General features: G+C 73.3%; 22 protein-coding genes. 13 read left to right on the forward strand and 9 right to left on the reverse strand.

From position 1 onward, the window contains the following. Positions 1-4: 4 nt before the first annotated feature. Together AB0F29_RS04760 and AB0F29_RS04765 are read left to right on the forward strand one after the other, a co-directional pair. Positions 5-472, forward strand: a complete 468-nt coding sequence (locus tag AB0F29_RS04760; protein WP_361867438.1) for a GNAT family N-acetyltransferase — start codon at positions 5-7, stop codon at positions 470-472. Positions 473-589: 117 nt separating this feature from the next. Beyond that, positions 590-1123 carry a pyridoxamine 5'-phosphate oxidase family protein gene (locus tag AB0F29_RS04765; protein WP_361867440.1) on the forward strand — a complete coding sequence of 178 codons (534 nt, stop codon included), beginning with the start codon at positions 590-592 and terminating at the stop codon, positions 1121-1123. Positions 1124-1165: 42 nt separating this feature from the next. Here the strand turns inward: AB0F29_RS04765 and AB0F29_RS04770 are convergent, their stop codons facing one another. Beyond that, positions 1166-2152 (reverse strand): acyl-CoA dehydrogenase family protein, encoded by a 987-nt coding sequence (locus AB0F29_RS04770; RefSeq protein WP_361867442.1) that lies wholly within the window; start codon positions 2150-2152, stop codon positions 1166-1168. Then, positions 2152-3297 (reverse strand): acyl-CoA dehydrogenase family protein, encoded by a 1146-nt coding sequence (locus tag AB0F29_RS04775; RefSeq protein ID WP_361867443.1) that lies wholly within the window; start codon positions 3295-3297, stop codon positions 2152-2154. Before AB0F29_RS04775 ends, AB0F29_RS04770 begins: the two co-directional genes overlap by 1 nt. 117 nt (positions 3298-3414) lie before the next feature. Between AB0F29_RS04775 and AB0F29_RS04780 the strand changes: the two genes are divergently transcribed. The 5 genes from AB0F29_RS04780 (at position 3415) to AB0F29_RS04800 (ending at position 8374) form a co-directional block, all read left to right on the forward strand. Further along, the gene (locus tag AB0F29_RS04780; RefSeq protein WP_361867445.1) at positions 3415-4197 is read left to right on the forward strand and encodes an SDR family oxidoreductase; all 783 of its coding nucleotides are present in this window, start codon (positions 3415-3417) and stop codon (positions 4195-4197) included. 30 nt (positions 4198-4227) lie between these two features. Then, entirely contained in the window at positions 4228-4839 is a 612-nt protein-coding gene (locus AB0F29_RS04785) for a TetR/AcrR family transcriptional regulator (RefSeq protein ID WP_361867447.1), read from the forward strand. Positions 4840-4881: 42 nt separating this feature from the next. Further along, on the forward strand, positions 4882-6039 hold the full coding sequence (locus AB0F29_RS04790; RefSeq protein ID WP_361867449.1) for an acetyl-CoA C-acetyltransferase: 1158 nt from the start codon (positions 4882-4884) through the stop codon (positions 6037-6039). Between the two features lie 287 nt (positions 6040-6326). Then, a complete protein-coding gene (locus AB0F29_RS04795) occupies positions 6327-6530 on the forward strand; it encodes a cold-shock protein (protein ID WP_015607926.1) in 204 nt (67 codons plus the stop codon). Positions 6531-6715: 185 nt separating this feature from the next. Further along, the gene (locus tag AB0F29_RS04800; RefSeq protein WP_361867451.1) at positions 6716-8374 is read left to right on the forward strand and encodes a DEAD/DEAH box helicase; all 1659 of its coding nucleotides are present in this window, start codon (positions 6716-6718) and stop codon (positions 8372-8374) included. Positions 8375-8661: 287 nt separating this feature from the next. Here the strand turns inward: AB0F29_RS04800 and AB0F29_RS04805 are convergent, their stop codons facing one another. The 4 genes from AB0F29_RS04805 to AB0F29_RS04820 are packed head-to-tail and all read right to left on the reverse strand — an operon-like array spanning position 8662 to position 12109. Beyond that, positions 8662-9726, reverse strand: a complete 1065-nt coding sequence (locus tag AB0F29_RS04805) for a nitronate monooxygenase (protein ID WP_361867453.1) — start codon at positions 9724-9726, stop codon at positions 8662-8664. Then, positions 9726-10475 carry a CoA-transferase gene (locus AB0F29_RS04810; protein WP_361867455.1) on the reverse strand — a complete coding sequence of 250 codons (750 nt, stop codon included), beginning with the start codon at positions 10473-10475 and terminating at the stop codon, positions 9726-9728. The genes AB0F29_RS04805 and AB0F29_RS04810 overlap by 1 nt, the downstream gene beginning before the upstream one ends. Continuing rightward, positions 10472-11362: a CoA-transferase gene (locus AB0F29_RS04815; RefSeq protein ID WP_361867457.1), complete on the reverse strand. Its 891-nt coding sequence runs from the start codon at positions 11360-11362 to the stop codon at positions 10472-10474. The genes AB0F29_RS04810 and AB0F29_RS04815 overlap by 4 nt, the downstream gene beginning before the upstream one ends. A 3-nt stretch (positions 11363-11365) precedes the next feature. Beyond that, positions 11366-12109: an enoyl-CoA hydratase family protein gene (locus tag AB0F29_RS04820; protein WP_361867458.1), complete on the reverse strand. Its 744-nt coding sequence runs from the start codon at positions 12107-12109 to the stop codon at positions 11366-11368. Between the two features lie 147 nt (positions 12110-12256). Between AB0F29_RS04820 and AB0F29_RS04825 the strand changes: the two genes are divergently transcribed. The 3 genes from AB0F29_RS04825 (at position 12257) to AB0F29_RS04835 (ending at position 14845) form a co-directional block, all read left to right on the forward strand. Next, positions 12257-13189: an SDR family oxidoreductase gene (locus AB0F29_RS04825; protein WP_361867460.1), complete on the forward strand. Its 933-nt coding sequence runs from the start codon at positions 12257-12259 to the stop codon at positions 13187-13189. 283 nt (positions 13190-13472) lie between these two features. After that, entirely contained in the window at positions 13473-14219 is a 747-nt protein-coding gene (locus AB0F29_RS04830; protein WP_361867784.1) for a VOC family protein, read from the forward strand. Between the two features lie 53 nt (positions 14220-14272). Next, a complete protein-coding gene (locus AB0F29_RS04835) occupies positions 14273-14845 on the forward strand; it encodes a GNAT family N-acetyltransferase (RefSeq protein ID WP_361867462.1) in 573 nt (190 codons plus the stop codon). 3 nt (positions 14846-14848) lie between these two features. On the opposite strand, the gene AB0F29_RS04840 is transcribed toward AB0F29_RS04835, so the two are convergent. Then, positions 14849-15604, reverse strand: coding sequence for an ankyrin repeat domain-containing protein (locus AB0F29_RS04840; RefSeq protein WP_361867464.1), 756 nt, complete (start codon positions 15602-15604; stop codon positions 14849-14851). 30 nt (positions 15605-15634) lie between these two features. After that, the gene (locus tag AB0F29_RS04845; RefSeq protein WP_361867466.1) at positions 15635-16537 is read right to left on the reverse strand and encodes a hypothetical protein; all 903 of its coding nucleotides are present in this window, start codon (positions 16535-16537) and stop codon (positions 15635-15637) included. Positions 16538-16770: 233 nt separating this feature from the next. Between AB0F29_RS04845 and AB0F29_RS04850 the strand changes: the two genes are divergently transcribed. Beyond that, positions 16771-17550 carry a serine protease gene (locus AB0F29_RS04850; RefSeq protein ID WP_329154197.1) on the forward strand — a complete coding sequence of 260 codons (780 nt, stop codon included), beginning with the start codon at positions 16771-16773 and terminating at the stop codon, positions 17548-17550. A 31-nt stretch (positions 17551-17581) separates the two neighbouring features. Here the strand turns inward: AB0F29_RS04850 and AB0F29_RS04855 are convergent, their stop codons facing one another. Next, complete coding sequence (locus tag AB0F29_RS04855; protein WP_361867467.1) at positions 17582-19510, reverse strand: beta-galactosidase family protein; 1929 nt, start codon at positions 19508-19510, stop codon at positions 17582-17584. Positions 19511-19746: 236 nt separating this feature from the next. Between AB0F29_RS04855 and AB0F29_RS04860 the strand changes: the two genes are divergently transcribed. Both AB0F29_RS04860 and AB0F29_RS04865 read left to right on the forward strand, forming a co-directional pair. Beyond that, entirely contained in the window at positions 19747-20625 is an 879-nt protein-coding gene (locus AB0F29_RS04860; RefSeq protein ID WP_361867469.1) for an AraC family transcriptional regulator, read from the forward strand. A 72-nt stretch (positions 20626-20697) separates the two neighbouring features. Continuing rightward, the gene (locus AB0F29_RS04865; RefSeq protein ID WP_018957565.1) at positions 20698-21060 is read left to right on the forward strand and encodes a chorismate mutase; all 363 of its coding nucleotides are present in this window, start codon (positions 20698-20700) and stop codon (positions 21058-21060) included. Positions 21061-21167: the final 107 nt, after the last annotated feature.

A 21167-nucleotide genomic window follows, 5' to 3' on the forward strand; every position in this document is an offset into this window, starting at 1 on the left:
GCGCATGCCCGAAAACGCATCCGAAACCGCCGTGATCCGCCGCTATGCCGCTGCTGACGAGAACGCGGCGGTGGACGTCTGGTCCCGTGCCGGCAGCCTGGCCCACCCCTTCATCCCCGGCGAGGGCGAGGGCGAGCGCGCCCGCAAGATGCGCGAGGTCTATCTCGTCCACGCCGAGAACTGGGTCGCCGAGACGGACGGCCGTGTGGTGGCTCTCCTGGGGCTCCTGGACACCGAGATCGGCGGCCTCTTCGTGGCCCCGGAAGCACAGGGCACCGGGGTGGGCCGCCGCCTGGTCGAACACGCGGCGGCGCTGCACGGGGCGTTGACCCTGGAGGTGTACGAGAAGAACACGGGGGCCCGGAGCTTCTACGCCCGGATGGGCTTCGTGGAGGAGAGCCGCCGCGTCGACGAGGAGTACGACGAGGTCATGCTGAGGCTCACCCGGCCGGCTCCGGAGAACCACGCCTGAAGCGGCGAGACGGCGAGGCGGGGAGGCCGTGGAGGAGGTGAAGGCGTTCGGTTCGCCGGAATTCGTCCGCCTGTCGCGCGCAAATACGGACAGGAGCTGTCGGGTATCCGGTGTTCCATGGCATCCATGACGTCTTCATCGCCTTCGCACACGCCTGTCTCCTGGGACGGCTTCGCCGCCGCCGCACCCGAGTTCGCCGACACCGTGCAGCGCCGCTTCCGGCTCTACAAGCACCACGTCCTGGCCACCCTGCGGAAGGACGGCTCACCCCGGGTCAGCGGTCTGGAGGCCGACTTCCGCTTCGGTGAGCTGCTGCTCGGCATGATGCCGAACTCCCGCAAGGCCCTGGACCTGCGACGCGATCCGCGCTTCGCGCTCCAGGCCAACCCCGGGCCCGACGCCGAACTGAACGACGGGGACGTCCGCGTCAGCGGCCGGGCCGTGGAGGTCACCGACCCGCGGATGATCGCCCGCTTCATCGAGGAGGCGACCCCGCCGGAGCCGTTCCACCTCTTCCGGGCCGAGCTGGCGGAGGTGGTCCGCATCGGGCTCGACGGAGAGGCGCTGGTCATCCGGTCCTGGCGTCCCGGGCAGCCGCTGCGCACCGTGCGCCGCACCGGCGACGACACCCCGCCGACCGACGTGTCCTGAACCGGGGCGGCGCACGGGCCGGGCCCGGCAGGCGGACGGGTTTCAGCCCGCCAGCACCCGGGCCCGGCAGGCGGACGGCGTTCCCCAGGCGTCCCGCAGCGGCCGGGCCCGGCGCAGCCACCACGCGAGGTCCAGCTCCTCGGTGTAGCCGACCGCGCCGTGCGACTGGAGCGCGGTGCGGGCCGCCGCGTACCCCGCCTCGCCCGCCGCCGCCTTCGCCGCCGCGACCGCCGCCCCCGCCCCGGCCGATCCGCCCGCCAGCTCCACCGCCGCCCCGTACAGCAGCGGGCGCGCGAACTCCAGGCCGAGCAGGGTGTCCGCGAGGCGATGCTTGACCGCCTGGAAGGACCCGACGGGCACCCCGAACTGGGTGCGCTGCTTCGCGTACGCCACGGTCGCCCGCAGCAGCTCCTCCCCGCAGCCCAGCGCCAGGGCGGCCGTGGCGAACGCCGCCAGGTCGCCCGCCGCCCGCGCGGCCTCGCGCACCCCGGGACCGGCTGCCGCCACCGTGCCGCCCGCCTCCGGCCGGAACAGCCGCCGTGCCGGATCCGCCGACGCCGACGGCTCCCCGGGCCCCGGCGCGAGCCGCAGTTCGTCGCCGTCCACCGTGAACACCGCGTCCGCCGCGTCCGCGTCCAGGGCGTACGGCCCGTGCCCCGCCAGCCGCAGCGAGACGACCGCGCCGCCGGAGGCGATCCGGGGCAGCCACTCCTCGGCCGCGGGCCCGCCCGCCCCGCTCAGCAGCACCCCGGCCGCCAGGGTCTCCGCCACCGGTCCGGGCACCGCGTGCCGCCCCAGCTCGACGCAGGCGACGGCCAGCTCCACGGGGAGCGGCCCGAGACCCCCGTACGCCTCCGGGACCGCGAGCGCGAACACTCCCGCGTCCGCGAGCCGCCCCCACAGGGCCCGCCCCGGCTTGTGGTCCCCGGCGGCCCACGCCCGCAGGACCGACGGTGTGCCGGCCGCGTTGAGCATCGCGTCCAGCGACCGGGCGAACTCCCGCTGCTCGTCGTCGAGGAGGAAACGCATCAGCGCCGTCCCTTCGGCAGGCCGAGCAGCCGCTCGGCGATGATGTCCCGCTGGATCTCGTTGGTCCCGGCGTACACGGGGCCCGCGAGCGCGAAGACGTACCCCTCCGCCCACGCCGTGTCCGCAAGCTCCGCGTCCGGGCCCAGCAGATCGAGCGCCGTCTCGTGCAGCGCGATGTCGTACGTCGACCAGAACACCTTGTTCAGGCTGGACTCGGGCCCCAGCGAGGCCCCCGCCGCGAACCGGGCCGCGGAGGCGGCGGTGAACAGCTGATACGCCCGCGCCCCGATCACCGCGTCCGCCACCCGGTCCCGCAGCGCCGTGTCCGCCGGGTCGCCCGCCTCCCGCCACAAGGCCCGCAAACGGTCGGCTGCGGCCAGGAAACGGCCGGGGGAGCGGAGGGTGAGACCGCGCTCGTCGCCGGTGGCCGACATGGCGATGCGCCAGCCCCGCCCCGGCTCCCCGATGACGTCCGCGTCCGGTACGAAGACCTCGTCGAGGAAGATCTCGGCGAACGCGGGCTTCCCGTCCAGCCGCCCGATGGGGCGGACCGTGACTCCGGGGTCCCGCAGCCCGAACATCAGATACGTGAGGCCCTGGTGCGGTTTCGCGGCCCCCGGGTCCGTACGGAAGATACCGAAGGCCCGGTCCGCGAACGCCGCCCGCGAGGACCAGGTCTTCTGCCCCGACAGCAGCCAGCCGCCGTCCGTGCGCACCGCCCGCGACCGCAGCGCCGCCAGGTCCGACCCGGCCTCCGGCTCCGACCAGGCCTGCGCCCAGATGACCTCGCCGCTCGCCATGGGGGGCAGTACGCGGGCCCGCTGCTCGGCCGTGCCGTGGGCGAGGAGGGTCGGGGCGAGGAGACTGATCCCGTTCTGCGAGACCCGGCCCGGTGCGCCCGCCGCCCAGTACTCCTCCTCGAACGCCAGCCAGCCGAAGAGATCCGCGCCCCGGCCCCCGTACTCCTTCGGCCAGGAGACCGCCGACCACCGGCCGGTGCCCAGCAGCGCCTCCCACTCCCGGTGCGCGGCGAACCCCTCCTCGGTCTCCAGGGAGGGCAGCGGCCGGGACGGTACGTGGTCCCGGAGCCAGGCCCGGGCCTCGGCCCGCAGGGCTGCTGTCCGTGCCGTCTGCGCCAGATCCATGAAGCGCCCGCCTTCCGTCCGGTCGGCACCGTCGCCGTCGCCGAGAGTGTTCCCTAACAAGTGTTTGGTAGGTTAACGTACGGCCCACAGACCGTCGAGAAGTCGGGGGACCGGGCCATGGACACACCGCCGTACGTGCCGGGACACGGACTGCTGGCCGGCCGCACCGCCGTCGTCACCGCCGCCGCCGGAGCCGGGATCGGCGGCGCGACCGCCCGCCGCTTCCTGGAGGAGGGCGCCCGCGTCGTGATCGGCGACGCCCACGCCCGCCGGCTGAAGGAGAGCGCACACGCCCTCGCCGACGAGTTTGGCACCGACCGCGTCACCCACCTGACCTGCGACGTCACCGACGAGGACCAGGTCGGGGCCCTCTTCGCACACGCCGAACGCGCCCACGGCGGCCTCGACATCGTCGTCAACAACGCGGGTCTCGGCGGCACCGCCGAACTCACCGAGATGACCGACGAACAGTGGACGAGGATCCTCGACGTCACCCTGAACGGCACCTTCCGCTGCACCCGGGCCGCCCTGCGCTCTCTCAAGGCCGCCGGCACCGGCGGAGTCCTCGTCAACAACGCCTCCGTCGTCGGCTGGCGCGCCCAGCGCGGCCAGGCCCACTACGCCGCCGCCAAAGCCGGCGTCATGGCACTCACCCGCTGCGCCGCCGTCGAGGCCGCCGGCTACGGCGTACGCGTCAACGCCGTCGCCCCCAGCCTCGCCATGCACCCCCACCTGGCCAAGGTCACCTCCGCCGAACTCCTCGCCGAACTCACCGAGAAGGAGGCCTTCGGCCGGTACGCCGAACCCTGGGAGGTCGCCAACGTGATCGTCTTCCTCGCCAGCGGCTACTCCTCGTACATGACCGGCGAGGTCGTCCCCGTCAGCAGCCAGCATGCGTGAACACGCCTGCCGCGGGCGGACAATGGCCGGGTGCCTACCAAGAAGAAGCCCCAGGTGACCCCCACGCCGGAGCGACGCCGTGAACTGCTCGCCACCGCCGCCGAGGTCTTCGCCGCCCAGGGATACAACGCCACCACCGTCCGCCGGATCGCGGACGAGGCCGGGATGCTCGCGGGCAGCCTCTACTACCACTTCGATTCCAAGGAATCGATGATCGACGAGATCCTCTCCACCTTCCTCGACGAGCTCTGGCAGGGCTACGACACGGTCCTGGAGGCCGGCCGCGGCCCCCGCGAGACCATCGAGGCCCTGGTCACCGAGTCCTTCCGGGAGATCGACCGGCACCGCCCCGCCGTCGCGATCTACCAGAAGGAGTCCAAGCACCTCGCCACCCAGCCGCGCTTCGCCTACCTCGTCGACTCGCAGACGAAGTTCGAGAAGGCCTGGCTCGGCACCCTGGAACGCGGCGTCGCCGAAGGCGCCTTCCGCGACGACCTCGACATCCGCCTCACCTACCGCTTCGTCCGCGACACCGTCTGGGTCGCGGCCTCCTGGTACCGGCCCGGCGGACACCACAGTCCCGAGGAGATCGCCCGTCAGTACCTCTCGATGGTGCTCGACGGAATCGCCCTGCGTACGTAACCGGAGAACCGGTCCATCCGAGCGCACCGAGGAGCAGCAGCCATGGCCGAGGCCTACATCGTCGAAGCGGTACGCACCCCCGTCGGGCGGCGCGGAGGCGGTCTCGGGGCCGTCCACCCCGCCGACCTCGGCGCGCAGGTGCTGAAGGAGCTGATCGCCCGCTCCGGAGTCGACCCGGCGGCCGTCGAGGACGTCGTCTTCGGCTGCCTCGACACCGTCGGACCGCAGGCCGGCGACATCGCCCGGACGTCATGGCTCGCCGCCGGACTCCCCGAGGAGGTCCCCGGCGTCACCATCGACCGGCAGTGCGGCTCCTCCCAGCAGGCCCTCCACTTCGCGGCCCAGGGCGTCCTCTCCGGCACCCAGGACCTCGTCGTCGCGGGCGGCACCCAGAACATGACCCAGATCCCCATCGCCTTCGCCTCCCGGCAGGCCGCCGAACCCCTCGGCCTCACCCAGGGCCCGTACGCCGGCAGCGAGGGCTGGCGCGCCCGGTACGGCGACGCCCCCGTCAACCAGTTCCACGGCGCCCAGCTGATCGCCGAGAAGTGGGACATCAGCCGCCGGGACATGGAGGAGTTCGCCCTCACCTCCCACCACCGCGCGATCCGCGCCATCGACGAGGGCCGCTTCGCCCGCGAGACCGTCGCGTACGGGGACGTCACCGCGGACGAGGGGCCGCGCCGGGACACCACCCTGGAGAAAATGGCCGGTCTGCGACCTGTCGTGGAGGGCGGCACCATCACCGCGGCCTGCTCCTCCCAGGTCTCCGACGGGGCCGCGGCCCTGCTCATCGCCTCGGAGCGGGCCGTCGCCGAACACGGGCTCACCCCGCGAGCCCGGGTCCACCACCTGTCCGTACGGGGCGAGGACCCCATCCGCATGCTCTCGGCCCCGATCCCGGCCACCGCGTACGCCCTGAAGAAGGCCGGCCTCACCCTCGACACCATCGACCTCGTCGAGATCAACGAGGCGTTCGCCCCGGTCGTCCTCGCCTGGCTGAAAGAGACCGGTGCCGACCCCGAGCGGGTCAACGTCAACGGCGGAGCCATCGCGCTGGGCCACCCGCTCGGCGCGACCGGGGCCCGGCTGATGACGACCCTGCTGCACGAACTGGAACGCACCGGCGGCCGCTACGGGCTCCAGACGATGTGCGAAGGCGGCGGACAGGCCAACGTCACCATCGTCGAGCGGCTCTGAGAACCCGGCCCCAGGCCCGCCCGTGGGCCCCGGCGCCCCGCCCGTACACCCTCTGGTCAGCCAAGCTTTCCCTCCGGCGGCGCGGCGCGCTCCGCCGCCGGAGGAGAGGACGTGCTAGGGTGTTTCCCGTTGCAGTTTTGGTACCCATGAACTTTATGTGCGCCTGACGGGAATGCTTCCTCAGGCGCTTTATTGTTTTCCGGCTTTCTCCGGGTGGGGCTCAATGCGGCGACTTGGAATCCGTAAAGTGCGGATTCTCGGCACTGCACCTCTTTTAGGAGAATGACATGGCTACTGGAACCGTGAAGTGGTTCAACTCGGAAAAGGGCTTCGGCTTCATCGAGCAGGACGGCGGCGGCGCCGACGTCTTCGCCCACTACTCCAACATCGCCACCCAGGGCTTCCGTGAGCTCCAGGAGGGCCAGAAGGTCTCCTTCGACGTCACGCAGGGCCAGAAGGGCCCGCAGGCGGAGAACATCGTCCCGGCCTAATTGCCGGACGCGTACCTCGCTGACCGGGGCCCGCACCGTGAAGGTGCGGGCCCCGGTTTGTGCTGTCCGAGAAAAAACCCGTTTCGTGCGCACATCCTGGGGGCGCATCACAGACGGTCGGGCCGGCACATCGCAGTAATCCCACTCGGCAGTTGCCCAGGAATCCCCCAGGAGGGCAATTCCGTATGACCAGCTCCGAACGCCAGGACCGCACCCCCCGCTCGCGACCGGCCCGTGGCCGAGGCCGCGGCCAGGGCACCGGCGCCCAGGCTCCCGCGAACGGCCGGGGCGGCGCACCCCGCTCCAAGGCCCAGGGCGGCTCCAAGCCCCCGGCCCGCCGCCGCGCCACCCCGCCGCAGGGCGAGTTCGCCCTGCCGGAGATGGTGACGCCCGCACTGCCGTCCGTGGACGCCTTCGCGGACCTGGACATGCCCGCCGGGCTGCTGAAGACCCTCACCGCGCAGGGCGTCACCGAGCCGTTCCCGATCCAGGGCGCGACCCTGCCGAACTCGCTGGCGGGCCGCGACATCCTCGGCCGCGGGCGCACCGGCTCCGGCAAGACGCTCGCCTTCGGCCTGGCGCTGCTGGCCCGCACCGCCGGACGCCGCAGCGAGCCGCGCGCCCCGCTCGCCATGGTCCTCGTGCCGACGCGCGAGCTGGCCCAGCAGGTCACCGACGCGCTGACCCCGTACGCGACCGCCGTGAACCTGCGGATGGCCACCGTCGTCGGCGGCATGTCGATCACCAAGCAGTCCGCCACCCTGCGGCGCGGCGCCGAAGTGCTCGTCGCCACCCCGGGCCGGCTCAAGGACCTCATCGAGCGCGGCGACTGCCGCCTGGACGAGGTCTCCATCACCGTCCTCGACGAGGCCGACCAGATGGCCGACATGGGCTTCATGCCGCAGGTCGTCGCCCTGCTCAAGCAGGTCGAGACGGACGGACAGCGGATGCTGTTCTCCGCGACCCTCGACAAGAACATCGACCGGCTCGTGAAGATGTTCCTCACCGACCCGGTCGTGCACTCCGTCGACCCGTCCGCAGGCGCGGTCACCACGATGGAGCACCACGTCCTCCACGTCCTGGACGAGACCGACAAGAAGGCCGTCGCCACGAAGATCGCCGCCCGTGAGGGCCGGGTGATCATGTTCGTCGACACCAAGCGTGCCGCCGACCGCTTCGCCAAGCGGCTGCTCGCCAGCGGTGTACGGGCCGCCGCCCTGCACGGAGGGCGCTCGCAGCCGCAGCGCAACCGGACGCTCGACCAGTTCAAGAACGGGCAGGTCACCGCGCTCGTCGCGACGAACGTCGCGGCCCGCGGCATCCACGTCGACGACCTCGACCTGGTCGTCAACGTGGACCCGCCGACCGACCACAAGGACTACCTCCACCGCGGTGGGCGCACGGCGCGCGCCGGGGAGTCCGGCAGCGTCGTCACGCTGGTGCTGCCCGAGGAGAAGCGCGAGATGACCCGGCTGATGCAGGACGCCGGCATCGCGCCGCGCACCACGCGGGTCACCTCCAGCGACGCGGAGCTGGGCCGGATCACGGGGGCCCGCGAGCCCTCGGGCGTCGCGATCGTGATCGAGGTGCCGCAGCCGACGCCGCCGAAGCAGCGGACCCGGTCGGGCGGTTCCGGCACCGGCTCCGGCGGGGGAGCGGTGCGCTCCGGGAGCCGCGGGCGTGGGCGGCGCGGGGCCGGTACGGGCGCCGGGGCCGGCGGTGCCGGCGGCGGCGCGGCGCGCTCGGGCGGGGCGGCGCGCTCCGGGGGCGGGGCGCGATCGGGCGGCGAGTCCCGTGGCGCAGGCCGCTCCGGCGCGCCTGCGCGGGGGCGCCGGGCCGCGTAGGGCCCATCGTTTCCAGCCGTCCGGCGATTGAAGACCGGGGTCCGGGGCAGAGCCCCGAAAGCCCCGGGCCCCGGGGCTTTGTCCTCAAGCGCCGGACGGGCTGGGTGCGGCCGCCCGGTCGTTGGTGTAGGCCGAGGGATCAGTCTCGGGCCGATGTGGCCGGGGTCGTGTCCTCAATCGCCGGACGGGCTGGGTGTCGCGGACAGGCGGGATGCGGCCGCCCAGCCGTTGGCATCGGCCGAGAGCCCGGCCTCGGGCCTCGGCCCGATGCGGGGCCGGGCCTGCCTTCACGCGCCGGCCGGGCCGAATTCGGTGCCCAGGGTCGCGAGGGCCGTCTCCGCCTCGGCCACGATCCGGTCCACCAGCTCCGCCACACTCGGCAGGTCCTCGATCAGGGCCGCGACCTGGCCCGAGGCCATGATGCCGAGGTCCGTGCGGCCGTCGACCATGGACGCCCTCAGCAGCATCGGGGTGTTCGCCGCCAGCAGCACCTGGCTCCAGCTCAGCTCCTTGCCGTGCCGCATCGCCAGGCCGTCGCGGACCATGCCCGGCCAGCTCAGGCCGGAGATCCGACGGAAGCCGGACGCCCGGCGCAGAGCCCGGTACAGGGAGCTCAGCCGGCCCGCACCCTCCAACTCCGCCACCATCTCCGTACGGAGCATCCGGTGGGGGAGGCCGTCCACCGCCCTCGTCAGGGTGATGTCCTTGGCGGTCGCCGCCAGATAGCGGGCCTTCACCGCGCCCGGGACCGTCGAGTCCGAGGTCAGCAGGAACCGGGTGCCCATCGCGACGCCCGCCGCCCCGTACGCCAGCGCCGCCACCAGGCCCCGGCCGTCGTGGAAACCGCCCGCCGCCACCACCGGGATGTCCACCGCGTCGACGACCTGCGGCAGCAGCACCGTGGTGGCGACCTCGCCGGTGTGGCCGCCACCCTCGCCGCCCTGCACGATCACCGCGTCCGCGCCCCACGCCGCGACCTTCTCCGCGTGCCGCCGGGCCCCCACTGACGGAACGACGACCACGCCCGCGTCCCTGAGCTCCGCGATCAGCTCCCTCGACGGGGCGAGCGCGAACGACGCCACCCGCACGCCCTCCTCGACCATGATCCGGACCCGCTCCCGGGCGTCCCCCGCGTCCGCCCGTAGATTCACCCCGAACGGCGCGTCGGTCCGGGACTTCACCTCCCGTACGGCCGAACGCAGCTCGTCCGGTGACATGGTCGCCGACGCGAGGATGCCGAGCGCCCCGGCCCGCGCGGTCGCGGTGACCAGGCGGGGGCCCGCCACCCAGCCCATCCCGGTCTGCACGATCGGGTGCCGGACGCCGACGAGGTCGGTCAGGGCGGTGCGCATCAGGACCGGACCTCCCGGTCCCGGGTGCCGGCCGGGTCGACGACCTCGCGGATCAGGGCGAGTTCGGTGGGGGAGGGGTCGCGGGTGTCCGGGACGCCGTCCGGGACCGTGAGCGCGAAACCCGTCGCTTCCCGGACCTGGTCCACCGTGACGCCGGGGTGGACCGAGGCCAGGCGCATCGAACGGTCGGGCGTCGCGAAGTCGAAGACCCCGAGATCGCTGACGACCCGGGGGATGCGGTGGAAGCGGGTGGCGGAGGGGCCCGCCGCCCTCGCGCTGTCGTGGCCGACCCCGCAGATCATGTCGACGCGTTCGACGAAGACCCGGGGGGAGTGCCGGGGGATCCAGTAACTCACCGGGTTGTTCAGCGTGTTGACGGGTGCGCCACGGACCCCGAGCAGCTGGCGGGAGGGCTGTTCCCAGTCGCCGACGCAGGAGATGTTCTGGTTGCCGAAGCGGTCGATCTGGCTCGCTCCCATCATCACGTGCCGCCGCCCGCCGGTCACCAGGGCCAGGTGCCTGCGGTAGGGCAGCCAGCCCTCCGCCTCACCGTCCGGGCCGACGAGCGTCGCCTCGCCGTCCGTGAGCAGCAGGTCGGGGGCGAAGGTCAGCCGGGCCAACCGCGCCCCGGCCGACGGCACGGCGCCCATCGGGCTGGCCAGGATCTCACCGTCGCCCCGCCATGCCTCCGCGCAAGCGATCACGCAGTACTCGGCACGGGTGATGCTTCCGGTCGTGGACGCGTTCACTTCTGCTCCTCGTGCCAGGTGCGGACCGCCTGTCGGTAGCCCTTCTCGTCGCCGTCCGGCGGCAGGAAGCGGGCGGCGAACTCCGCCCAGGCCGCCGGGTCCGCCGCAGCGGCCGCGTACGCTTTCTGGAACGGCTCGTCACGCGGGTGGTCGGGTGCGCAGGACGTGAAGTGCGCCCCGCCCGGCGTCTCCACCACACCGGTGACCGAGTGCCGTTGGACGAGGAGGGTCTGCGGGGCGATGGAGTTCTCGGTCAACTCCCTCGTACTCACGATGCGTTCGCAGGAGACGTACGCGGCGTCCGCCGCTTCGCAGAACAGGTCGTCGAAGTACGGGTCGGGGCCCAGGTACTGGCCGTTGCCGAGCTGGTCCGCCCGGTTGAGGTGGACCAGCGCCGCGTCCATCCGCAGGGCCGGCGCCGCCACGAACTCCTCGCCGTCCTCGTACGGTGAAGTCACCGTGCGCAGCCCGGGGTTGACCCGCATCACGTCCGAACCGATGCCCGCGCGAACCGGCAGGAAGGGCAGCCGGTTCGCCGCCGCGTGCAGTCCCCACATGAACATCGCCTCGTCGATCTCCGTCAACGCGAACGCGCCGCGCTGCCGGGCCGCTCGGTAGTGCGGCTCCAGCGGGATGGAGTCGAGCGTCACGAACGCCGTGACCAGACGGGCGATCCGGCCCGCCGCGGACAGCAGTCCCACGTCCGGGCCGCCGTAGGAGATCACCGTGAGATCGGTGACGGGCGACCGGAGCAGCGCCCTGACCAGGGCCATCGGCTTGCGGCGCGACCCCCAGCCGCCGATCCCGATCGTCATGCCGCTGCTCAGCCGGTCGACGACCTCCTCGGGTGTCATCCTCTTGTCGCGCGGATGAGGGGGAGTGGTCACGGTTCAGGCCTCCTTGCCGAAGGTGTCGCGGACCCGGGAGGCGGTCCCGGCGAGGTTCGCCTCGAAGGTGAAACCCTGCTCGAAGCGGTAGCTGTGCTGTACGTCGACGGGGTCGATGCCGTTCAGTGCGGCTTTCGCGAGCCGCAGCAGATGACCGTCCTTGGTGGCGATCTCGGCCGCCAAATCCAGCGCGGCCTCCATCAGTTCAAGCGCCGGGACCACCCGCCAGACCGAACCGTGGGCGAGCAGCTCGGCCGCGGTGACGGTGCGGGAGGTGTAGTACAGCGTGCGCATCAGGTGCTGCGGGACCAGCCGGGCCAGGTGGGTCGCGGCGCCGAGCGCCCCCCGGTCCAGCTCCGGCAGGCCGAAGACCGCGTCCTCGCTCGCGACGATCGCGTCGGCGTTCCCGACGAGTCCGATCCCGCCGCCCAGGCAGAACCCCTGCACCGCCGCGACGACCGGGACCTCGCAGGCGTACACCGCGGCGAACGCCTCGGCGCAGCCGCGGTTGGCGCCGATCAGGGCCTCGTACCCCGTATCGCGCTGCAATTCCTTGATGTCGACGCCCGCGTTGAAGCCGCGCCCGGCGGCGGCCAGGACGACGCACCGGACCCCGGGGTCGCGGCCCGCCGCCCGGACGGCGTCCGCCAGGTCGTACCAGCCTTGTACGGGAAGCGCGTTGACGGGCGGATGGTCCACGGTGACGACGCGGACGCCGTCCGAGGGGCAGGCGGTGGAGACACTCATCGGAGGATCAGCTACCTTTCCACCAAACATTTGTTAGGTGGACGGTAGCAGTCCCGCCCCGGCGCGCCAACCGGCCGTCCACCGGTCGCCAACTGGCCGCCAACAGGCTGTCGGCCGTCAACCGGCCGTCGATCATGGGGAGATGAGATGACCGCATCCATCGCACGCCGTGCCGGACTCTGCGCGGACCGGGTCGTCGCCGTCACGGGCGCCGGGCGGGGGCTCGGCCGGGCCCACGCCCTGGCCTTCGCCGCCGAAGGGGCGCGCGTCGTCGTCAACGACCTCGGCGTCGGACCCGACGGGGACGGGGGATCCGTCGGCCCGGCCCGGGAGGTCGTCGACGAGATCGTGGCGGCGGGCGGCGAAGCCGTCGTCCACGCCGGCGACATCGCCACGGCCGAGGGCGCCGCCTCCCTGGTCATGACCGCCGTGGACGCCTTCGGCCGCCTCGACACCCTGGTCAACAACGCGGGCTTCCTGCGCGACCGGATGCTCGTCAACCTGGACGAGGACGACTGGGACGCGGTGATGCGGGTCCACCTCAGGGGCCACTTCCTGCCCCTCAAGCACGCCGCCGCCCACTGGCGGACCGAAGCGAAGGCCGGCCGGGCGCCGGTCGCCCGGGTGATCAACACCAGCTCCGGCGCCGGACTCCTCGGCAGCGTCGGACAGGGCAACTACGCTGCGGCCAAGGCCGGAATCGTGGCCCTGACCCTGGTCGCGGCGGCCGAGCTGGGCCGGTACGGGGTCCACGTCAACGCCCTCGCCCCGGCCGCCCGGACCCGGATGACCGAGCGGACCTTCGCCGAGACGATGGCGGCCCCGGGGGCGGGGGAGTTCGACGCCATGGCCCCCGCGAACGTCTCCCCCCTCGTCGTCTGGCTCGGCTCCGCCGCGAGCGAGGGGGTGACGGGCCGCGTCTTCGAGGCCGAGGCGGGCCGCATCACCGTCATGGAGGGCTGGCGCCCGGGCCCCACCGACGACCGGGGCGCGCGCAGGTCCCCGGCCGAGGCGGGGGAAGCGGTGCGCCGACTGCTGGCGGACGCGGAGGAGCCGGGGCGGGTCTACGGGGCGTCCTGAGGGGTGCCCTGCCGGTCATGCCGGGTCGGGGGCTCCCTGCCGGTCATGCCGGGGTTCCCCGTGCCCCGGGACGGCGCCCGCGTCGCTCGTGTGAGGGTCGCGTACCTTGGCGTCGCGCCCCGTCGATCATGTGCGGGGCGCGTACCTCGGCTTCGCGCCCACCGACCGCGTACGGCTCACGCACCCCGGCGTCGCGCCCGCCGACCGGGTACGCCACGGGAAACCCGCTTGCGCAGCCGTGCGGGCGCCCGGTATCCAGCACGGGACACCGGAGGAGCACACGATGACGCGGCACGGCCCGATGAACGAGTTCTGCTGGATGGACCTCAAGACCCGCGACCCGTCCGGCACCGCCGTCTTCTTCTCCTCGGTACTGGGTTGGGAGTTCGCCGTGGACGAAGAGGACTGGCGGCGGGCCGTCAAGATCTCCGCCGGGGGCGAGCGGATCGGCGGGGTGAGCGATCTCGCCCAGCCGGTCTACCCGCCCGGTACGCCGCCGCACATCGCCTACTACCTCGCGGTCGACGACGCGGACCACCGTACGGCTCTGGCGGTGGCGAACGGGGCGCAGGTCGTCGTCCCGCCGTTCGACGCGGGGGACCAGGGCAGGATCGCCACACTGATCGACCCGGTGGGCGCCGTCCTCTCCCTCTGGCGGCCGCGGGGGTTCGCCGGGTGGCCGGCCTCGGCCACCGCCGACGGCACGCCCCACCACGCGGTCCTGGCCTGCGAAGACCCCGAGCGGGCCCGGGAGTTCTACGCCAGGACGACGGGCACGCCCCTCGGCCGGGCGGTCTTCCGGGAAGCAGGCCCCGCCGTGACCGGCACCACCACCGGCTCCGCGCCCCAGTGGGAACTGGCCCTCGCCGTGGACGATCCGGACGCGGTGATCCGCCGGGCCCTCATCCACGGGCCGGACCTCGTCACCCTCGCCGGAGAAGGCGCCCGCCGCGTCGTGCGGCTGCGCAGCCCGGAAGGGCTGACGTTCCTGATCCAGGGCCGGGGCCAGGGCCCCGGCCCGGACCGCTGACCCCCGCACCTATCGGGTGGCGCGGCCCGGCCGCCGGCGGGGAGGATCGCCGTATGCGCACCTTCCTGGAGACCGACCGGCTCGTCCTGCGCCCGGTCGCGCACGCCGACGTTCCCGACCTGCTCGCCCTCGACAACGACCCCGCTGTCATGCGGTACATCAACGGCGGCCGGCCGACGAGCGCCGAGGACATCAGGGACCGGACCCTGCCGAGGCTCCTCCACGACCACCCGTGCACCGGAACCCGCGGCTTCTGGGTCGCGCGGGAGAAGGACACCGGGGCCTTTCTGGGCTGGTTCGAGCTCCGGCCGCTGGACGACCACGACCCCGCCGTCGCCGAACTCGGATACCGGCTGAACCGGGCCGCCTGGGGCCGGGGTTACGCCACCGAGGGCGCGCGGGCCCTGGTCGACAAGGGGTTCACCGACCTCGGGGTCCAGCGGGTCACCGCCAACACCATGGCCGTCAACACCGGATCCCGGCGCGTGATGGAGAAGACCGGGCTGACCTTCCTGCGGGCGTACACCGAGGACTGGCCGGAGGCCATCGAGGGCTCCGAGCACGGCGAGGTCGAGTACGTGCTCACCCGTGAGGTCTGGGAGCGCGGCCGGCCGGCAGCCCGGTAGCGGCTACGACGGCCCGCCCAGCAGGGCCGCGATCTCCCCGTGGCCCATGTGCTGGTCCATGCCCGCCGCAGGCACCCCGTCCCTGAGCAGCTCCACCGCCAACGTCTCCTCGCCTTCCCTGCGGTCCCGGAGCGTCGCCGTCTCGATGCCGGAGCCGTACGACTCCTCCAGCCGCCGCCGCAACTCCAGCTCCGGATCGAGCGCGGCGACGCGCCGCGCCTCGGCCAGCGCGAGCGCGACCACGGACTCCTGCCCCGCCGCCCCCGCGCCGTGCGCGAGCAGCGCCCGTACCGTCCGCGGGGATCCGCGCTGCGCCGCCAGCACCAGCATCGCCTCGCCCTGCGGGCCCGGCAGCAGCGGGTCCGCGCCCCCGGCCAGGAGCACTTCCACCGTCGGGGCGTGCCCCAGACCGACCGCCCACCGCAGCGCGGTGAAACCGAACTCCTCGCGCAGATCCGGCCGGGCCCCGGCGGACAGCAGCGCCTCCACCACCTCGGTGTGCCCGCCGCACGCCGCCCCGCACAGCGGCAGGTCGCTCGCCTCCGGGCCGCTCGCCCGGTTCGGGTCCGCCCCGACGGCGAGCAGCAGGCGCACCGCCCCCAGCAGGTCCTGCACCGACGCCAGATAGAGCGCCGTCGTGCCCTCCTCGTCGCTCGACTCGGCCGGCGCGCCCGAGCGCAGCGCCCGTACGACCGCGTTCTCGTCCTCGTACAGCGCGTCGAACAGGTGTAGTTCGTCCCTGATCGGCTCGTTCGTCATGCTTCGATCCTACGGTGGCCGGAACGACGCTCAGGTGTCGCATTCCAGGGCGGTCCGGCACAGCCCGCAGCGCGCGGTGAACCGGCCCCGGACGGGGACCCGGATGCGCTGGTGGCAGGTGGGGCAGGGGAAGGAGACGCGCAGTTGCCGATCGCCGGTCTCGAAGGCGTACGGGACGTTCGGGTCCGGGCTCGTGCCGGGGTGGTCCTGGGCGTACCGCCGGTCCTTGGCGTAGCGGCGGCGGCCCGCCCAGCCCGCGGCGGTCAGCGGGGGCCTGCGCAGATCGTGCAGTGCCCGCTCCCGCCCCTTGGTGTACGCGGTGTACGCCTGGGGGCTGGTGAACCACGGGGAGGGGTCCTCGCCGAAGGTGAACGCCCGCTTGGCCAGGACGTATCCGAACTCCTCGGGGGTGAGATAGCCGAGCTTCTGGCGGGACGTGGCGTCCTCCCGGAACGCGTCCAGCAGCAGCCAGCCCGCGCCGAGGTAGGCCGTCGTCGTGTCGGTCAGGATCTCGTTGGCGCGGGTGCCGGGGAACTCCAGGCCGAGCCGGTGCAGCAGCACATGGGTGACCTCGTGCGCGAGCGCCGCCCCGATGTCCCTGCGGTGGGTGCGGAAGCGGTCGTTGAGCTCGATGAAGTACTCGGGGCCGGAGGTCAGTTCCACGCTCGCCGCGTGCTCCATCGCCCGGAAGCCGACGATCATGCGGGCCTCGGGCAGATGGAGGTGCTGGACCAGGGCCCGGGCCACTCGCTGGGCGCCGAGGTGGAGATCGTCCGCGTCGGAGAAGGCGGCGTCGGCGGGGACCAGGCTGGTGCCGTAGGCGTGGACGCCGTCCGGTGAGAGCCGCCGGTACAGCGCGGTGATCGCGGACCGGACCGTGTCCAGATGCGGAAAGCCGTGGACGACGGGTGCGCCCGGACTGCCGTTGCTCACGTCCCTACCCCCATCCGCTCCGGCCGAGGCCCCCGCCCGCGGCCGGTCTCCACTGTAGGCCGGGCCGCCCGAGGGGCGCGGGAATCCGCCGCACCGGGCTTGGCCGAAAAGTGTGCCTTGTGGCAGCGGTGACCACATCCCGATAATCGGATGGTCTTGACGGGTTCATGACTAAGTCATGGAGTCGTCCCGTCGTGGTTCCCACAGCAACCCCCCACGAAAGAAGGCTCTCCGTGAAGCAGCTTCTGCGTGCCCTGAAGAGATGTTCCGTCGTCGTCGCCACCGTCGCCATAGCCGTCGTCGGCCTCCAGCCCGTCACCGCTTCCGCCGCCCCCAACCCCATCGTCGGCGGAACCCGCGCCGCCCAGGGCGAGTTCCCCTTCATGGTCCGGCTCTCCATGGGCTGCGGCGGCGCCCTCTACGCCAAGGACATCGTCCTCACCGCCGCCCACTGCGTGAACGGATCGGGCAACAACACCTCGATCACCGCCACCGCCGGCGTCGTCGACCTCCAGTCGACGAGCGCCATCAAGGTCCGCTCCACCAAGGTCCTCCAGGCGCCCGGCTACAACGGCACCGGCAAGGACTGGGCGCTCATCAAGCTCGCCCAGCCCATCAACCTGCCCACCCTGAAGATCGCCACCACCACCGCCTACAACCAGGGCACCTTCACCGTCGCCGGCTGGGGAGCCAACCGCGAGGGCGGCAGCCAGCAGCGCTACCTGCTCAAGGCCGACGTCCCGTTCGTCTCCGACACCGCCTGCCGCTCCGCCTACGGCAGCTCCTTCGTCGCCGGTGAGGAAATCTGCGCCGGCTACCTCAGCACCGGTGGCGTCGACACCTGCCAGGGTGACTCCGGCGGCCCGATGTTCCGCCGGGACAACGCCGGAGCCTGGGTTCAGGTCGGGATCACCAGCTACGGCCAGGGCTGTGCCCGGCCCAACTACCCCGGCGTCTACACCGAGGTCTCGACCTTCGCCTCCGCCATCGCCTCCGCGGCCGCCGGTCTCTGACGCTCCCGACCGCCCGCACCCCCGCGGGTGATCACGGCTGAACCACCCCGGGGGTGCCCGTCTGTACGGGCGCCCCCGGCCCCAGCTCCACACACGGCTCGCCCGCGTCCTCCAGCTCCAGGACCCACACCTCGTTGGCGCCGTCGCGGAGCACCGGGCCCGGCACGTACAGGGTCCGCTGCGGACCCGCCGACCAGTACCGGCCCAGGCAGAACCCGTTGACCCAGACGAACCCGCGCGTCCAGCCCGGCAGTTCGAGCCCCGCGTGATCGACCCCGGCAGGGCCGGAAGCGCCAGCAGCGCCAGCAGCGCCGGAAGCGCCGGAAGCGCCGGAAGCGCTGGAGGCAGCGGAACCGCTGGAGGGAGCTGAAGCGCCTGAGGCATCCGTGGTCCCCCCGATGGTGAACGTCCCCCGGAACAGGCCCGTCCGCCCCGCGTCACCCGCCCCGGCGGCGGTCTCCACCGGCCCGAACGGGACCCCGGTCAATGCGTCCGCAGCCTCGAACGCGTCCAGCCGCAGCCCCCGGGCCCGTACGCCGTGCAGATACTGCCGCTCGTGCAGCACCCCACCCGTGACGCCCTTCGGCTCGCCGAGGCGCGGCCCGTAGTTGACCCGGCCCAGCGACTCCACCCACAGCTCGACCTCCGCCGGGCCCGCCACCGGCTCGGGCAGCGTGCCGGACTCCTCGGTCAGCACCCCGGCCCGGACCCCGTCCACGTACACCACCGCCCGGTCCCGTAGCCCCGAGGCCCCCAGCGGATACGCCTGGCGCGGCCCCGGCACCGCCACCCGGTAGCGCACGAGACCCCGGTCCACGCCCAGCTCCTCGAACGTCGGAGGCACCCCCGACTCCGTCTCCGGATCGCCCAGCGCCTCCAGGACATCCCCGAGCCCGGCCCACTCCGCCAGCTCCACCCGCACCGGCCCGGCGAGCCCGACCGGCTCCGGCGGCAGCGCGGGCAACGGCCCCTCGGCGTAAGCCTCCAGGACCTCCCGGAACAGCCGGAACTTCTCCGTGGCCCGCCCGTACTCGTCGACCGGCGCGTCGTAGTCGTACGACGTCACCGTCGGCCGGAACGACTCGTCCTGATGCGGGCCGGACCGGTTCGCCCCCGCCCACCCCCCGAAGTTCGTCCCCCCATGCGCCATGTAGATGTTCACCGACGCCCCGCACTCCAGGATCTCCCGCAGCGCCCCGGCCGCCTGCCCCGGATCCCGGCGCACCGGCTCGGCCCCCCAGTGGTCGAACCAGCCGCACCAGAACTCCATGCACATCAGCGGGCCCCTCGACCGATGCCGGCGCAGCACCTCGAAACCCTCCCGCGCCCCCGAACCGAAGTTCGCCGTCGCGAGAAGCCCCGGCACCGAACCACCGGTCAGCATGTGGTCCTCCGGGCCGTCCGACGTGAACAGGGGAACCGTCACCCCGCACTGCCGCAACAGCCCCGCCAGCCACCCCAGGTACACCGCGTCGCTGCCGTAACTCCCGTACTCGTTCTCCGCCTGTACGAGGATCACCGGACCGCCCCGGGCCACCTGCCGCCGCACCACCTGCGGCAGCAGCTCCCGGAACCACCGCTCCACCACCGCCCGGTACGCCGCGTCCCGGGTGCGCACCCGACGCCCGAACCGGCCCGTCACCCACACCGGAAGGCCGCCGTTCTCCCACTCGGCGCAGATATACGGACCCGGCCGCACGATCGCCCACAGCCCCGCCCGCCCCGCCGCGTCCAGGAACCGGCCGAGGGCCCCGACATCCCGGACCTCGCCCTCCCGGGGCTCGTGCAGATTCCACGGCACGTACGTCTCGACGCAGTTCAGCCCCATCGCGGCGAGCATCGCCAGCCGGTGCTCCCACTGCGCCTCGTGCACGCGGAAGTAGTGCAGGGCGCCCGACAGCAGCCGCACGGGCTTCCCGTCGAGCCGGAAGCAGTCGTCCCCCACGGTGAAGTCGGTCATGGTGCTCGTACGCTCCTGTGCTCGGCCGCACCCGGCGGCCCTCGGGTCGATTGGTCCGACCACCTTCACCTCTGGCGCCGCACCCGGTCCATGGACAAAGATCGCTGTTGATTGGACACAACGGACCAGCGGGGACCGGACACCATGGGCCTGCCGGGTCGGCACCCGGGCCAGCCGGGTCGGTACCCGGGCCCGCCGGGTCGGTACCCGGACCAGCAGGGAGAGGGAGGACCGCGATGTACCACACCTGGATGCGCTTCTTCACCCCGAGCCCGCTCCACCACCGCCTGGGCCTCGTCTGCCTCGGCGTCGGACTCCAGCACGGGGCGCTGCCCACCGTCGGGCCCCGCACCCTCGACCACCACGTCGCCGTGATCGTCAACTCCGGCACCGGCTGGTTCACGGGCCCCGACGGCCGCCGCACCCCCGTCACCGGCCCCAGCCTCATCTGGCTGACCCCCGGCACCCGCCACCACTACGGCGCCGACCCCGGCACCGGCTGGGACGAGAGCTTCGTCGACTTCACCGGCCCCGCCACCACCACGTACACCGAACTCGGCTACATCGAGCCCGACCGCCCCCTCGTCCCCCTCTCCGACACCGCCGCCCCCCGCGCGGCTGTCGGACGCATCGTGCGCGCCGCCCGGCGCGGCAACCCCCTCCTGGAGGTGGAGACCGGGGCCGCCGTCCACGAACTCCTCGTCACCCTGCGCCGCGCCCGCGCCGACATCGGCCCCGACGGCGACCCGGTGCTCCAGGCGCTGGCCCGCGACGCGTACCAGCCGCTCACCGTCGCCGAGCACGCCGCCCGGCACGGCATGACCCCCGCCGAACTGCGCACCGCCGTACGGCGCGGCGCCGGCTGCAGCCCCAAGGACTACCTGCTGGGCATCCGCCTGGGCCGGGCCAAGGAACTCCTCGCCGCCACCGACCTCCCGGTCGCCGCCGTGGCCCGCCGCGTCGGCTACGACGACCCCGCCTACTTCTCCCGGCTCTTCGCCCGCCGGGTCGGCACCGCCCCCGTCCGCTTCCGCGAACAGCAGGGCCGCAGCGTGCCCGGCGGCTGGAGCGACCGGGTGCCCGACCCCGACGACCCACCGACGATCACCACCTGAGCGCGGCGGTCCACCACCCGCCGCCCACCGGCGATTGGGGGGCGGCGGCGCGGGGCCCTAAGCTCGCTGACCATGAGTACGAGCGAAATCGACGCGTCCGTCCAGGCCGAGCTGAACCGGCTGCGCGAGAGCATCGACAACATCGACGCCGCCGTCGTCCACATGCTGGCCGAGCGGTTCAAGGCCACCCAGCAGGTCGGCCGCCTCAAGGCGGACCACAGGCTGCCGCCCGCCGACCCCGCCCGCGAGACCCGACAGATCGCCCGGCTCCGGCAGCTCGCGCAGAGCGCCAACCTGGACCCGGCGTTCGCCGAGAAGCTGCTGAACTTCATCATCGCCGAGGTGATCCGCCACCACGAGCGCATCGCCGACGAAGCGGGGAACGGCGACGCCGACCGCACCGGAGACACGAGGGGCGCCACCACCGGAGCCTGACCATCCGGGCCCAGGGACGCGCACCGTGAAGTCCGACCGTCCGGACCGAAGACGCGCACTGTGAAGCCCGCCCGGTGAGATCCGCCCGGTGAGGCCCGCCCGCCACG

The sequence above is a fragment of the Streptomyces sp. NPDC026589 genome, from assembly GCF_040638385.1.
Lineage (GTDB): Bacteria > Actinomycetota > Actinomycetes > Streptomycetales > Streptomycetaceae > Streptomyces.

Excerpts from the sequence above, each read along its gene's own strand:
- AB0F29_RS04760 (WP_361867438.1), top strand. The coding sequence starts at position 5 with ATGCCCGAAAACGCATCCGAAACCGCCGTGATCCGCCGCTATGCCGCT.
- AB0F29_RS04765 (WP_361867440.1), top strand. The coding sequence starts at position 590 with ATGGCATCCATGACGTCTTCATCGCCTTCGCACACGCCTGTCTCCTGG.
- AB0F29_RS04770 (WP_361867442.1), bottom strand. The coding sequence starts at position 2,152 with ATGCGTTTCCTCCTCGACGACGAGCAGCGGGAGTTCGCCCGGTCGCTG.
- AB0F29_RS04775 (WP_361867443.1), bottom strand. The coding sequence starts at position 3,297 with ATGGATCTGGCGCAGACGGCACGGACAGCAGCCCTGCGGGCCGAGGCC.
- AB0F29_RS04780 (WP_361867445.1), top strand. The coding sequence starts at position 3,415 with ATGGACACACCGCCGTACGTGCCGGGACACGGACTGCTGGCCGGCCGC.
- AB0F29_RS04790 (WP_361867449.1), top strand. The coding sequence starts at position 4,882 with ATGGCCGAGGCCTACATCGTCGAAGCGGTACGCACCCCCGTCGGGCGG.
- AB0F29_RS04795 (WP_015607926.1), top strand. The coding sequence starts at position 6,327 with ATGGCTACTGGAACCGTGAAGTGGTTCAACTCGGAAAAGGGCTTCGGC.
- AB0F29_RS04800 (WP_361867451.1), top strand. The coding sequence starts at position 6,716 with ATGACCAGCTCCGAACGCCAGGACCGCACCCCCCGCTCGCGACCGGCC.
- AB0F29_RS04805 (WP_361867453.1), bottom strand. The coding sequence starts at position 9,726 with ATGCGCACCGCCCTGACCGACCTCGTCGGCGTCCGGCACCCGATCGTG.
- AB0F29_RS04820 (WP_361867458.1), bottom strand. The coding sequence starts at position 12,109 with ATGAGTGTCTCCACCGCCTGCCCCTCGGACGGCGTCCGCGTCGTCACC.
- AB0F29_RS04825 (WP_361867460.1), top strand. The coding sequence starts at position 12,257 with ATGACCGCATCCATCGCACGCCGTGCCGGACTCTGCGCGGACCGGGTC.
- AB0F29_RS04830 (WP_361867784.1), top strand. The coding sequence starts at position 13,473 with ATGACGCGGCACGGCCCGATGAACGAGTTCTGCTGGATGGACCTCAAG.
- AB0F29_RS04835 (WP_361867462.1), top strand. The coding sequence starts at position 14,273 with ATGCGCACCTTCCTGGAGACCGACCGGCTCGTCCTGCGCCCGGTCGCG.
- AB0F29_RS04840 (WP_361867464.1), bottom strand. The coding sequence starts at position 15,604 with ATGACGAACGAGCCGATCAGGGACGAACTACACCTGTTCGACGCGCTG.
- AB0F29_RS04855 (WP_361867467.1), bottom strand. The coding sequence starts at position 19,510 with ATGACCGACTTCACCGTGGGGGACGACTGCTTCCGGCTCGACGGGAAG.
- AB0F29_RS04860 (WP_361867469.1), top strand. The coding sequence starts at position 19,747 with ATGTACCACACCTGGATGCGCTTCTTCACCCCGAGCCCGCTCCACCAC.
- AB0F29_RS04865 (WP_018957565.1), top strand. The coding sequence starts at position 20,698 with ATGAGTACGAGCGAAATCGACGCGTCCGTCCAGGCCGAGCTGAACCGG.